Below are 14,488 nucleotides of genomic sequence, written 5' to 3' on the forward strand. Positions count from 1 at the left end.
CACGCCGCCAGCGTTCGTCCTGAGCCAGGATCAAACTCTCCATAAAGGTACCCAAAAAAGTGACGTTAACCTCCGAAGAGAATTCCGATTACTTTTCCGGGGCCCATATTTTAAGCTGAATAGCTCAATTGACTTGCTAGCGAGATTTTACAATCTCATTTATAGTCGATTGCTCGACTGTGCTTACTCACTCGTTGTTCAGTTTTCAAAGATCAATTTCTTTCGTTCACTACCGCGTCGCCGAAGCAGCGAGAAGTAATATACCATGTAGGAATTTCAATTGCAAGTGTTTTTTTTAATTAATTTTTAGCAACTATTCAAAAGTCTGCATCTCACTTCTTGCAAGACAGGCTTCATAATATACCATGGATATTTAGGTAACACAAGTACTTTTTTCGCAATAAAAATGGCCGCCCAGGACAGGGAAATAATGTCCAAGACAGCCGCAGCTTTTTACGGAATATAGGTCACACCCTCTGAATAGTTATTGTTTGCATTCCAGATGAGATACTCCTGAACGCTTGCATCGTGTAATGCTTTAATTTGTGCATCTACCTCAGCCTTGCCGTATTTGATATAATTGCCTGCCCCTAACCAGCTTGCCGTAAAATCTTGAATCCACGGCCGCGACTGGGGTGGAGACTGGAGCTGGGCAAACTTCGCTTTTTCAGCTTTCATGTACTCAGCCACGAGATTATATGGTTCTTTATCAGGTCTCGAAATACCGAAATAACCGTTAGACCAATGGCTTGGATAAATCATAGAAGATATGACATCTACCGAACTGGCAATCCGATTAAAGTTCTGGCCGATCCCCGGGGCCTCAGGCAATGTCGCTGAGTACCCGAATATGTCCACAGAAACATCAACGCCATATGGTTTAAGCTGATCTTTCGCGTAAGCAACAAAATCGCTGACTGCATCAACACGAAGCTGCGTCATACGTGCCTTATCGCTGAAATCCGGTACTCGAGGCGCTCCTTTTTTAAGATCAGACACGTTCTTTTGAGCATCGTCCACGACTTTTTTATTTGCTTCGTTTTTCTCAACATTGTAGGCATTGGAAGCATCTGCTAACTTCAACTCCAAGGAAGCCAGATCCTCTTGGTACTTCTTGGAAGCTTCGGCGTAGTCTTTTTCCTCCTGCACGAACTTCGTTGGTTTTTTATCCTTGTAATCACCCATGGAATATTTGAGAACATTGTCCCTGCTTTCAAAACCTTCCGGGAAGCGAACATAGTCAAATTGAATCTCTTTAAATCCAAGTTCAGCCGCTAATTTTGCTACCTCAACATTATGATCCCACGTTTCTTTCAGGAATGGGTTGATAAAACTGTCACCGTTCGAATTACGCCAAATGCTGCTGCCATCTATAAAAGAAAGATCAGACCGTTTTTTTGCCATAACCGTATCTTTAAAAACGACGATTCTAGCGATCGGATAGATTTTATGCTCCTCAAGTGTTTTCAGAAGCGCTTTGGGGTCCTTGATGTAAGGCTGACCAAATTCCGCAAGCTTTCCATCAGGTTTAAAAGTGATATAGCCATCATCATCCTTCATATCGATGACCATTGCATTCAAATCCGTGTTATCAACGAGTGAAAGAAGTTTAGACATACGCTCCCCGCCAGCTGACCAGCCTGTCACATAAATCCCACGTACGGCATCTGGATATTCGAAATGAAACGGAGGAACAAAACCGGGTGCTTGCGTTGCCGCCGGAGTTGGCGATACCGCAAGTGGAGCGTCAGTAGGCGATGCAGGTGTCGATGTTGGCATTGCCGTTGTTGTTGGCATTACTGTTGATGCGAGCGTGGGTGTCGGCGTAGGCCCTGGCGTCGTTACGGATGGCTGCCCCGATGAATTCGGTGTAGTCAAAGTGTCTTGGGACGACTGACAAGCCGACAACATGAGAGCTAAACCTAACATCAAGCAAATAAGAACTTGTTTCTTCACCTTGCTCTCCCCCTATTTCACAGCATGTTCTGTAATTCAATGCTCATACTTGAAGTATTCGGGAAACGACGAAACTATGCTGCACTTGGCCCTCTCTCGCAAAAAAAAGAGCAGCTGCCATCGCAGATCTGCTCTTTCAATGCAATCTCTATGTTTGAATCGGTTGTTGTGCGTTACACCGTTGCAGCATGGTTCTCACGAGCAATCTTCGTTGCTTCAACCATGTTGCGCAAGGAAGCGACGGTCTCTTCGAGTCCGCGTGTTTTCAGACCACAATCCGGATTAATCCAGAACAATCTTGCATCCAATACACGTAGTGCTCGATCAATCATACCCGTCATTTCTTCTACACTAGGAACACGAGGACTGTGGATATCGTATACCCCTAACCCGATGCCTAACTTGTAGGTATTTAGCTCAAAACTATGAATCAACTCGCCATGGCTGCGGGAGGTCTCAATAGAGATAACATCAGCATCCATCGCTTCAATGGAGTCAATCATGTCATGGAACTCGCAATAACACATATGGGTATGAATTTGCGTTGTTTCGTGTACGGTGCATGTGGTGATGCGGAAAGCTTTGACTGCCCAAGCAAGGTAACCGGCTTGCTCTTCTTCTTTCAGCGGCAGCCCTTCGCGAACAGCGGGCTCATCGACCTGAATCATGCCGATGCCTGCTTGCTCAAGAGCTTCCACTTCTTGTCTAAGCGCATAAGCTAATTGATAAGCAATTTGCTCACGTGGAATATCGTCGCGAACGAATGACCAGTTCATGATGGTAATCGGTCCTGTAAGCATCCCTTTTACTGGACGTGAAGTTTTGGACTGGGCATACTTCGTTTCTTCAACCGTCATCTCACCCTTGAACGCCACATCTCCGAAAATAACCGGCGGCTTCACGCAACGTGAACCATAGGACTGCACCCAACCGTTCTGTGTGAAGGCAAAACCAGCCAGCTTCTCACCAAAGAACTCGACCATGTCGGTACGCTCAAACTCGCCGTGTACGAGAACATCTAACCCGATCTCTTCCTGCAGGTCGATCCAAGTGTCGATTTGATCGCGGATATACTGTGCATACTGCTCGTTATTCCACTCGCCTTTACGCCATGATTGACGCGCTTTTCGCACTTCTGCCGATTGTGGAAAGCTGCCGATCGTCGTTGTAGGGAATATAGGCAGCTGCCATTTTGCTTGTTGAGCTTGATGGCGCTCGGCAAATGGATGGGAGCGCTCCGGTTGCTGATTGCTTAGCGCAGCTACAGCTTGCTGAATGTTGACGCGGTTGCGTTCCTCCGATTGCTGCAAGGCTTGAATAGCCGCATCACTTTTGATCAGTTCATCTATAATTTCTTCAGCGTCGGAAGCTAATGCTTTCGTTAAAAGAACAAGCTCGCCGAGCTTCTCATCGGCAAATGCCAGAGCGTTTCTCAATTCTGTTGTGAGCTTCGTCTCGCGTTCTGTCGTTACCGGAACATGAAGCAAGCTGCAGGAGGACTGTACAATTAGACGATCAGCGGACACGAATTCCGTTAGCTCATTTAGCAGCTCCATCTTCTCCCGAAGAGAAGCTCTCCAGATACCGCGTCCGTCAATGACACCTGCACCCAGCACTTTATCCGCCGGGAATCCAAGCGCTTTAATAGCTATTAGATTGCCAGTGTACCCATGCACGAAATCAAGCCCAATTCCTTTGACCGGTAATTTTACAATGTCATTATAGTTCTCTACCGATTCAAAATAAGTTTGCAGCATGATGTTAAGGCTTGGAACGGCTGCAGCAATCGTTTCATAAATACTCGACAAACGCTGTAGGTCTTCCTGGCTTAATTTGGTTACAAGAATTGGCTCATCAATTTGTACCCATTGCACTCCTTCTTCGGCAAGCTCTTGAAGGACTTGGACATAAAGCGGAACTAAGCGCTCCAACCATGCATCCGTCTCCGAGGCACTGTATCCTTTAGATAGCTTGAGGAAAGTTAATGGTCCAACAATCACCGGTTTCCCTTCAATACCAAGCTTCTCCTTAGCTTCTCTATACGCTGTAAGAGGTTTGTTTTCCGTAAGTACAGGGGATGCATCAGCCAATTCAGGGACGATATAGTGATAGTTCGTGTTAAACCACTTCGTCATTTCGCTTGCTGCCGCACCCTTCGTTCCACGAGCTACGCCATAATAAACCGATAACGGTACAGGACCACCTTCATATGAGAAACGTTTCGGGATAATTCCGAACATAGCGGCTGTATCCAGGATATGATCATAATAACTGAAATCATTAACCGGAATGAAATCGATGCCTTTTTCTTGTTGTTTACGCAAATGAGTCAAACGAATTTCTTGCAGTTTATTTTGAAATTCTGTTTCTTCGATTTTTCCTGCCCAGAACGCTTCCAAAGCTTTCTTCCATTCGCGATCTACACCGATACGCGGGTATCCCAATACACTGCTTTTCGCCATCATTAAAACCCCTCTTCAATTTGTTATATAAAAATTATCACAAATTCGCAGATATAAAGTAATTCGAATAACATATATCTAGCTATAGTTTTGGGCTATAATGATCACGTTCAGAAAGTGCTTGGAATTGCATATCGTTTACTTGGAAATTGCCTGCTTTAGCGCTTCAACATAAGCTGCGCCTAGCTTCGTTAACATCGTATTTTTATGGGATATCCACCCCACATGGATGGTTTCCTCACAATCCAAAGGGACAGGAATAATCTCGTTACCGTTCAAATCCGCGTTCAAAACACCCGTTGAAATCGTATAACCATTGAGACCTATTAACAAATTAAAGAGCGTAGCGCGATCCGTTACTCGTATGCTTTTCTTATGGGAGATTGTACTTAGAATTTCCTCTGAAAAATGAAAAGAGTTATACTCACCTTGATCAAAGGAGAGATAAGGATATTCCTCGAGCTGTTCGATGGTGACAATCGACTGACTGGCCAATGGATTTTTAACGCTGATAAACACATGCGGTTTCGCTTTAAATAAACTGTTAAATTGCAAATTGGCGGATTTCAGCATCTTGTTTATGACTTTTTCATTGAATTCATTCAAGTATAAAATACCGATTTCGCTTCGCAGCGTTTGGACGTCTTCGATAATTTCATGCGTTTTGGTTTCACGCAGCGCAAATTCATACTCATCTAATCCGAATTCCTGGATCAGGCTGACAAAGGCATTGACCGCAAACGCATAATGCTGCGTGGAGACTGAGAAATGCTGCGGTGAAGGCTTCGCATTCAGGTACCGGCTTTCCAATAATTCAGCCTGCTCGACAACTTGCCGCGCGTAACTTAAGAATTCAACACCTTCTTTGGAAAGTGTTATTCCTTTATTGGATCTTTCAAATATGGAGATTTGTATTTCTTCTTCCAAATCCTTGATCGCATTCGATAGGCTAGGCTGCGTAATAAACAACCTTTTAGCTGCTTCATTAATCGATCTGCGGTTCGCTACCTCAATTACATATTTCAATTGCTGCAAAGTTGTCATCGCTATCCCCCTAGGAATCAATTAGACCATATTTCAACTTTATTCGATCAAGCTTGGAAAGCATAGGCTTCGCAATAAAATACAAGAAAATCACCGTAGAAACGGCATGTATGAGATCAAAGGGGATTCCTTGCAGATAGGCTAACAGGAACATTTCTTTGGTTGGCTGTACAGGGGACATCAGCACGGAAGCCGGGTTCAGAAGACCGCCATAGATGAAGAAAGTCGTGAGCCCTCCAAAGATGCATAAGGCTGCTTTATTTCTCCTTAGAATACCTTTCTTGAATAGCAGACCGGCCAGAAAACCGATAATGCCGAAAGCAAACATTTGCCATGGCGTCCAAGGTCCTTGCCCGAAGAAAAAGTTCGAAACAAACCCGGTAACCACGCCAACAAGAAAACCCGCTTCTGCGCCTAAACACACGCCCGAGATAATCACCATCGCAACAACCGGTTTAAACTGGGGAACCATAAAAAATGCGGCTCTTCCTGCTACAGCTATTGCACATAAGACCGCTATCACGATCAGTTCTCTCGCTTGGGGTTTTCTAGATTCAAACAGCATCACGAAAGGCAGCATGGTTTCAAGGATCACGAGCAAGCTGATAAAATAGTACTTTCGATCATTCAAATAATAAATACCAAACCATATGGTTAACGGTATAATCAGCAAAATCATAAAGGATGCGATGATGGTTCGTTGAGATAACTTCCTTTTATCAATCGGTGTTTGATCCGTTGCATCACTTTTTGGGAAGTCTGCTTCTTTTTTTGTAAGCCGTGATTCTGGCAACTTTCGGATACGAAAATCCCGCTCCGGCACGGTTCCACCAAGAGCCCTAATCACATCTTCCGTTGTAACCGCACCGGGAATCAGATGCCTGGACATGCGGCTTGCTGCCGTTGTATAGAAACTGTTGCCGGTAAAAAACTGCTGCGGTGTGCCTTCTGACACAATCTTGCCGTCGAAAAACATCGCACAGGTATCCGCATAGGATGCACAGAACTCCACATCGTGACTTACCATAATGATGGCCGTTCCTGCAAGCTTGAGGCTATGAAGAATTTCGCCCAACTTCAGTTTAAAATGGTTGTCCAGCCCCTTCGTAGGCTCATCCAACAACAGGATTTCAGGCTCAAGCAGCAAGATCTTCGCAAGCGCAGCTCTCTGCTGCTCACCACCAGACAAGTCATACGGATGACTTTGTAAAAGTCCGCCAAGCTCACATAGCTCCGTTACTTGCTCTATTTTTTCTTGCACAACCTCTTTGTTGACATCTCTTCCGATGAACATCTCGCGAAGATCCGATTCCACTGTTTTACTTACAAAAAGGGTTTGCGGATTTTGCGGCAGCACCCCAAGCAAGCCGCCGTATTTCTCATTGTCGGACAGATCTTGAATTTTTTTGCCACCAAGCTTAACCTCTCCCCGATATGGCTTTTTTAAGCCTGCTATCAGAGATAAAGCGGTCGTTTTGCCAGCGCCGTTTCCTCCTAGAATGGCATATATTTCACCGGAGTGAACGGAAATAGACAAGCCTTTCACAATATCAGGGGCTGTTTTCTCATACTTAAACCACGTTTCCTTTAGCTCAACTGCAACCTTGCCCTTTTGATTCGCTTGCGTCTTTTCCGGTGTAGTTGTAATGACATGCGAAGACAGAGCCAGGTCGTCCAGCCATTTTCGGCCTTCCCGAACCGTAATCGGGCACTGCAAATCATTAGGGATGTGAGAATAAATTCTCATTGGCGCAGGCATAGCGAAGAACATCGCATCCTTCGTTTCTTTAAGTACTTTACCAACATTCCTAGGCGAATCAAAGGTAATGACTTTACCGTTATCCAAAATGGCTACCTTGTCGGAAACCGGCAGAAGCTCTTCCAAGCGATGCTCGGAAATGATGATCGTAGTTCCTAATTCTCTATTAACTTTCACCAGTGTATTGAGAAAATCTGAAGAAGCGATCGGATCAAGTTGGCTCGTTGGTTCATCCAAAATTAAAACTGAAGGCTGCATGACCATCACAGAGGCCAAGTTTAAGAGCTGCTTTTGCCCACCCGAGAGCTCTGAGACGGACTTATGAAACCAGGTTTGCATCCCGAAAAAGTTAGCGATCTCAGCAACCTTCAGCCTGATGGCAGGCGTACGATAACCTAAGCTTTCCAGCCCGAAGGCCAGCTCATGCCAAACTTTATCGGTCACAATCTGATTGTCTGGCGACTGAAATACGTAGCCGATTCGGGATGATTGCGTTCTTGTATCAACCGTACCAAGATCCTCACCTTCAAAGCGGACTAGACCGCTCCTTTGGCCATGAGGCGTTAGCACGGTTTTAAAATGGCGCAGCAGTGTCGATTTACCGCACCCTGATTTTCCACATAAGGTAATGAATTCGCCTTGTTTTATTTGTAAAGAGATGTTGTCGAGTGCCAGTTTATCGCTACCAGGATAAGAAAATGTTAAATTTTCGATTGCAAAAGCTTCCACTTCCTATCCTCCCATACATTCATAATTAAAGGAATTGCACACATGACAGCATAAGAGCCTAATGCGCTAATCGTAAAAGCGGAAAGTCCATGCCCTTTCATCGACGGATAATATCGGAAATACATCGCTCCGCATAACGAACTTATCAAGACATAACCTCCTACTAGCGTTAAAGCACCAAGAGCCCATTGATCACGTCGGTCAAATGTGTAATTGGAATACGCCGTTCTTCCCTTTAGCCCGTATCCGCGGCTTCTCATGGAATCCGACGTTTCGATGGCATTCTCCAGCACCCAGGTTATCATAATGGACATGATTCGGATGCCATGTCTGATCCGTGTCATCACGCCGCCATTCGAAATGTCTCTGCCCACACATTTTTGTGAATCCGAAACCCTTTGGAATTGGGCCTTGAATGTCGGAACAAAGCGCAGCACCATCGAAAAAATGAGGGACATTGCCGGGATCAGTTTACCAAACAAATAAATGAACTTATCGGAGGTCATAACCGCATTGTAACAAGAGAACCAACAGATGACCGTTATTAGCATCGCAGCCGAAGCCACACCAAACGTAATGGATTCCAAAGTGAGTGGATTCCCGTTGTCCAAGTAAGTTAGAATCGTTACTCCTTCGTGATTAAACGCAGGATTGATGAGTGCCGTTATGATCAGCATGGGAAGCATAACGAGAAAATTAAATCGAATCGCCTTTTTCCCGTTCAAGTAGATCGAGTAAGCGAATGAAAAAAACAAAGAGATGATCAAGCATGCCGGATGCAGAAAAAACATCGAACACGCAATGACCATAACAAAATAAAGAAAATTTACAAGAGGATGATAGCTTGAGAACGCATCTTTCATTGTTTTGTTGCTCCCATAGCATTATAGGTGTCGCCAACGTCACGTCCCAAGTCACACGTATAGACCCATTCAATGACATCGCCATCTTTCAACTGATACCGACTGCTTCCGTAATTGGGAAACCAGCCGTTAACTTTAAACATCCAGCCCGAGAGTTCTCCGACATCAAATTCGTAGAGATTGTTGATTCCTTCGATATAGGCAGAATTATAGATGGGGGTATTCACGAACTCCATATGAATTTTATGCTTTTTCATTTCCCTTTGCAGAACGTTAAACACGGATTCGCCTTCGTAAAAGGTTACCTTTGTCGCTGGAAGGATGACTCCATCCTTGGGCACCAGCTCTACCTTTTCCTTATCCAGCAGCTTCATGTTATCTAAAATGGTCAAACACGTAACGGATAGGGTAGCCGTCATGGCCTTGTCAGAAATTTTGATGTTCTGAGGTTCAACAGGCAGCGGTTTCCCGGACGGGACAGGCTCCGTTAGGTATTTATCTTTACCTGTCTTAGGATCAATCTCTTGCTTGTCGGCAGGTTGACTGGCAGTAGGTTGGCTTTCAGCAGGTTGATTGGCAACAGGCGTTGGCGTTTCCTTTGGAAAGTCTTTATCGGATTCTTTAGCGGGTACTGCCTTCGTTGGTTCCGGCGTTTGCGTAGGTGCTGCCTCTAGCGGTTTAACCGTACTTACAGGCTGATCCGTTGATGGCTGCACGGCTGGGGGTTCAGCCTTAGAAGAATCAGGCTGCTGCTGGACAGCCTGACTCTTCCCTTCAACTTGCTGCCCAGCCGCTTCCGTCGTTGGTGCAGGCAATTTCGCTGGGATATTCGGTTGCGGTCCCATAAACAGGTAACTGGCTACGAGTGCAACCACGATAACGATGCCCGAAACGAGTTTCGTTTTCGTTATTTTCATAGGATCACCTGTTTCACAAAAGTTTAGAATTCATTAATAGTTGATATAGCATATCTGATACTTCACTGCGCGTTACAGCCGCTTCAGGTTGTATCTCTATCATGTCTTGAGACAAAATATGTTCACGATAAGAAAATGCTAGACTTGCTCTTGCCCATTCGGCCGTTTTCGTGTAATCCGTAAACTGAGCAAGCATATCTCGGATTTCGATGTCCTGCACATTCGTATCCAATCCGCAAAGTTTTGCCGCACGGGCAACCATCACAGCAGCTTCCTGCCGGGTAATGGTTTGTTCAGGAGTAAATGTATCCTCTGAAGTTCCTTGGATGAGGTTATAGGTGTAAGCCGTGCCTACATAGGGTGCATACCAGCTATCTGCAGAGACATCTTTGAAAACGGAAGCTGCCTTCAATGTCAGTCCCAGACTTCTGGTTACAATAGCTGCAAATTCAGCCCTTGTCATCGTTCGATCCGGTACAAATTGGGTGTCCGATATACCGTTAAGGATATTTCTTGCAGCCATCGCTTCTATGGATTTCTGATTGACATGTCCTTGAATATCCGTAAAAGTTCTACCTGCATTAGTAATAACGCTCGGCTTAACATCTTTATTTTTATTCGGCAATCCTTCGGTTTCCGGGGTCTTGGTTTCGTTGCCCGGATTCGTCTGAGAGCCCTTTTTGACATCTGCCATGTTGTAAAGACTAGTTTTCCCTGCACCTACTCTTTGTACGTTAACCAGCGTATAAAAAGCCTGCTCCGTAGACATCAGATTTTCACCGCTGCCGTCAGCTGTATGCAGAAATCCCTGTCCTTCTCGATAATAACTTAACAGATTGTCGACAAGGTTGTGGCCATTTTTAGTAAATCTGCGATCATCTGGACGGATGCCAAGCTCGCATAAAGCCATCAGAACTTGCGCCGCGCTTTCCAAATTCTCCGTCCCCCAGGTCGCGTACCCCCCCGAGTTATTCTGCATGTTGGATAGGGCTTCAACGGCCTTATCCGTTGCTGCTTTTACCTTTTCCTTACTTTGATATTTGGCGAGAGCTTGCAATGCCATACCCGTCACATCAGGGTCAGCCGTGTTACCAGATAAAGCAAATCCCCCGTCTGCCAACTGCCTTGTCAAGATTTCGTTGATATACATCTCTCTAGTCGCTTGAGTCTTCGCTTTTTTGTTCACAGGTATCTCATATTGGCCTGAATCCAGTGCAATCAGAGCGAAAATCGGACCGTTAATACCCTGCCAGTTCGTTTTCTCGAAATCCCCTAAAGGCTCTAACAAGTTATAGCCTGCTACATTGGAGGGGTCTTTGCCAATAGCGGTCAAAGCCAAAATCACTCTCGAATACTCCGTGTATTTCTTGTCATGCAAAACGCCGCCAAGCTCCTTAACATACTTTTCTACAACTTTGTAATAATCATCATAATAGCTCTGTGGGACTAAATATCCAGAACGAGCCAGCCCTATAACTGCCCATTCTCCACCTATAGATCCTACCTGCGGCTCTGAAACGGTCTTCGTCAGATAGGATGCAGTGTTCGTAACAACCTGAGAAATTTCTGCTTGATCAGCTGCAAAAGCCTGAATTGAACTGCTTACATAAATACAAAGAATAAGAAGTAGAACTGAAAGCTTCTTCATCATTCTCATTGCTCTCCCTCCAATATTTCAAATTAAATATTGGAGAAGGAGCAGAAATTGTTCTGCTCCTTCTCCATGCATGCTGCAAGCTATCGTTCTGTACTTTGATTCGTACCGTTCAATGGATTCGTTCCCATTCCCCATGGGTAACATTCCCCTGCTCTCATACTGATTAATTAGCATCGCAAAAAAGCCACCCTCTTCAGGGTGGCCTAACTTCTAATCATTGCGCGCAAAAATACACAATCTCAAATAAAATTATGCTAAGCATAATTTTGGTTCCCTCTTCTCACCCCCAAAGAATTAGAAACTCCATGAACAAAGGCAGGTCTCCTGGCTTATACGTCATTGCTTCTCTTCGCCTTCCCAATCTAGTATGCAAGACAGTGGCATTTTATGAAGAGTCGCTCAGTAATTACAGTGGTTGGGACCGCATCGGCTTCGTACCGAACTTCCCTTTTAAGCAAGCACCCGAAGTGAATACTTGCACCTTTATCTAGAACATTATTAAATTATGAACTAATGGTATCTCCTTTCTAATGTTTTGTCTACTTACTTTCATTTACTGATAGCTTGAAACTATCTCTAATAAATCGATGATCCTTAATCCATTCGGATACAATCATATAGACATTATCCTTCATATAAGGACTAAATGTGTCGTCATTCATAATCTCAACTTGCTGCGGAATAGTATCTACCAGCATGACACCATCCGTCTCAAATCCGCTCGGGAGCGCTCCAAGAGCACGGACCATGGAAATATAAATATTTTTCACAAATACTAGCTGGTCATTTTCAAAAATGAGATATTGCCCAATTCTCTCGATCGCATCCAGCTCTCCTCCAGCCTCTTCCTGCATCTCTCTTCGAACCGTTTGAAGAACGGGCTCCCCCTTCTCTCTCTTCCCTCCGGGCAACTCCCACCCCCGGCTGTGATGTCGAACAAGAACCAGTTTACCTTGATAGAATGCACAAATTAAGACACAGTTAGATTCACTAACGAGGCATTCCTTGGATAAAATAATCTTTTGATTCTGTAAAGCACCTGGAAATTCATACTTCACTCTGTCACCAACTTTATTTTTCTACTAATAAAAAAAGTATTTGATCCAAAGATCAAATACTTTGTTCAATTGTAACTTTAGTAGCTCAACCCTGGATATAATGGGAATTGCGCTGTCAGATCACTGACCATCCCCCGTACTTGGTTATGCACAGCTTCGTCCGTAGGATTTTTCAACGTTAACGCCACAATTTTGGCAATTGTTTTCATAGCTTCTTGATCCATGCCACGGGCGGTAACTGCTGGAGTGCCGATGCGGACTCCGCTTGTAACCATCGGTTTCGCAGGGTCGAAAGGAATCGCGTTTTTGTTTACCGTTACGCCTACTTCATCCAGCAAATGTTCCGCCTCTTTACCGGTGATACCCAGACTACGCAAGTCGATCAGCATCAGATGGTTATCTGTGCCTCCGGATACAAGATTGACACCTTCAGCCAAAAGCTCTTCTGATAACGTTTTGGCGTTAAGAACAACATTTTGAGCGTACGTTTTAAAATCTTGTTGAAGCGCTTCGCCAAAAGCAACGGCTTTAGCGGCGATGATATGCATCAATGGCCCGCCTTGCGTTCCGGGAAATACTGCTTTATCAATCGCTGCAGCCCAAGGCTTGCGGCAAAGAATCATACCGCCGCGGGGTCCGCGAAGCGTTTTATGCGTAGTTGTAGTTACAAAATGAGCGTGTGGCACAGGACTTGGATGTAACCCTGCCGCAACTAACCCTGCAATATGGGCCATGTCCACAAAAAACAAAGCTCCTACATCATGAGCTATCGCACCTAATGCTTCAAAATCAATGATGCGTGCATATGCGCTGGCACCAGCTACAATCATGCGTGGCTTATGCTTGAATGCCAATTTGCGAACCTCATTATAATCAATAAGCCCGTCGCTTTCTCTAACACCATAAGGAATAAAGTTATACAAAATACCCGAGGCATTAACAGGACTTCCATGTGTTAAGTGACCGCCATGCGCCAAGTTCATGCCAAGAACTGTATCTCCAGGTTTCAAAGCAGCTAAATATACCGCCAAATTGGCTTGCGCGCCGGAGTGCGGCTGCACGTTGGCATGCTCTGCGCCAAATAATTCTTTGGCACGATCACGCGCGATATCCTCAACGATATCGACATGCTCGCATCCGCCGTAGTAGCGTTTTCCTGGATAGCCTTCTGCGTATTTATTCGTCAAAACCGTTCCCATTGCTTGCAGAACAGCTTCGCTGACGAAGTTTTCAGATGCGATCAACTCAATTTTGTCACGTTGACGGCCAATTTCCAAATTCATTGCCTCAACAATTTTGGGGTCTTGTTTACGTAATTGTTCCACAGTCTATTGCTCCTTAGCATCGTTTTGTTATAAAAAAGATATCATAGAGCTGTGGCTATAGAGTAACTGGATTTAACTATATCTAGATATAGTTAATGGCTATATCAGTAGGAGACAGAGGAAACTTACCTACCTCATTAGAATGGAAAATGAATCACCCGCCCACACAACCGCTCAATCAATTCCCGCTCATGGCTAATCACCAAAACACCCGCACGCTGCCGTTCAGCCCAACGCAGCACCGCATGCCAGATTTGCGCTTGTGTAATAGCATCTAACATGGTAGTCATCTCATCCGCAATTAAATAGCGTGTTTCCGGCCCCAGCGCTCTGGCCACCCAAATCCGCTGTAGCTCTCCGCCGGACAGCTCGTTCGGATAGCGATCTAGCCATGTGTCCTCAATCGATAATTCCGAGCGCATAACAGGGTCCATCATACCTGACTCTTGAAGAGTTCTCCGCAGCTTCCACCTCGGATTAACCGCTTGTTCAGGATGCTGCAGCACTAACTGAACAGGGTTTCGCGAACCCTTCCTATGCGGAACCCCGTCCACACTTACATGTCCTTCTTGCATTCTCATATGACCTGCAAGTAATTGCCCTAGCGTGGACTTCCCACAACCACTTGGTCCGACGAGTCCTACGATCTCATCTGCTCCCACTTGAATATCAAGGTTATGGAAGACCCACGCCTCTTTCCCATAACGATACCCCAAAG

General features: G+C 45.0%; 10 protein-coding genes and 1 riboswitch. All 10 genes read right to left on the minus strand.

Going from position 1 to position 14,488, the window contains the following annotated elements:
* Nucleotides 1-453: 453 nt before the first annotated feature.
* Complete coding sequence (locus GON05_RS27815; protein ID WP_157323802.1) at nucleotides 454-1,956, minus strand: putative glycoside hydrolase; 1,503 nt, start codon at nucleotides 1,954-1,956, stop codon at nucleotides 454-456.
* A gap of 173 nt (nucleotides 1,957-2,129) precedes the next feature.
* Nucleotides 2,130-4,418: a 5-methyltetrahydropteroyltriglutamate--homocysteine S-methyltransferase gene (metE, locus tag GON05_RS27820; protein WP_157323803.1), complete on the minus strand. Its 2,289-nt coding sequence runs from the start codon at nucleotides 4,416-4,418 to the stop codon at nucleotides 2,130-2,132.
* Between the two features lie 138 nt (nucleotides 4,419-4,556).
* Nucleotides 4,557-5,462 carry a LysR family transcriptional regulator gene (locus GON05_RS27825; RefSeq protein WP_127456288.1) on the minus strand — a complete coding sequence of 302 codons (906 nt, stop codon included), beginning with the start codon at nucleotides 5,460-5,462 and terminating at the stop codon, nucleotides 4,557-4,559.
* Between the two features lie 10 nt (nucleotides 5,463-5,472).
* Nucleotides 5,473-7,950, minus strand: a complete 2,478-nt coding sequence (locus tag GON05_RS27830; RefSeq protein ID WP_181646537.1) for an ATP-binding cassette domain-containing protein — start codon at nucleotides 7,948-7,950, stop codon at nucleotides 5,473-5,475.
* Nucleotides 7,923-8,813 (minus strand): energy-coupling factor transporter transmembrane component T, encoded by an 891-nt coding sequence (locus GON05_RS27835; protein ID WP_157323805.1) that lies wholly within the window; start codon nucleotides 8,811-8,813, stop codon nucleotides 7,923-7,925. The genes GON05_RS27830 and GON05_RS27835 overlap by 28 nt, the downstream gene beginning before the upstream one ends.
* A complete protein-coding gene (locus GON05_RS27840; protein WP_157323806.1) occupies nucleotides 8,810-9,730 on the minus strand; it encodes a DUF4430 domain-containing protein in 921 nt (306 codons plus the stop codon). Before GON05_RS27840 ends, GON05_RS27835 begins: the two co-directional genes overlap by 4 nt.
* A gap of 13 nt (nucleotides 9,731-9,743) precedes the next feature.
* Nucleotides 9,744-11,387: an S-layer homology domain-containing protein gene (locus GON05_RS27845; protein WP_157323807.1), complete on the minus strand. Its 1,644-nt coding sequence runs from the start codon at nucleotides 11,385-11,387 to the stop codon at nucleotides 9,744-9,746.
* A gap of 297 nt (nucleotides 11,388-11,684) precedes the next feature.
* A riboswitch (cobalamin riboswitch) is annotated at nucleotides 11,685-11,887 on the minus strand.
* Between the two features lie 39 nt (nucleotides 11,888-11,926).
* Nucleotides 11,927-12,445 carry an NUDIX domain-containing protein gene (locus GON05_RS27850; RefSeq protein WP_157323808.1) on the minus strand — a complete coding sequence of 173 codons (519 nt, stop codon included), beginning with the start codon at nucleotides 12,443-12,445 and terminating at the stop codon, nucleotides 11,927-11,929.
* A 77-nt stretch (nucleotides 12,446-12,522) separates the two neighbouring features.
* Nucleotides 12,523-13,770 carry a serine hydroxymethyltransferase gene (locus tag GON05_RS27855; protein WP_181646538.1) on the minus strand — a complete coding sequence of 416 codons (1,248 nt, stop codon included), beginning with the start codon at nucleotides 13,768-13,770 and terminating at the stop codon, nucleotides 12,523-12,525.
* 137 nt (nucleotides 13,771-13,907) lie between these two features.
* Nucleotides 13,908-14,486, minus strand: a complete 579-nt coding sequence (locus GON05_RS27860; RefSeq protein ID WP_157323809.1) for an ABC transporter ATP-binding protein — start codon at nucleotides 14,484-14,486, stop codon at nucleotides 13,908-13,910.
* Nucleotides 14,487-14,488 lie beyond the last annotated feature (2 nt).

Origin of the sequence: Paenibacillus anseongensis (genome assembly GCF_009757995.1) — a bacterium.
GTDB classification, from domain to species: Bacteria; Bacillota; Bacilli; order Paenibacillales; family NBRC-103111; genus Paenibacillus_E; species Paenibacillus_E chondroitinus.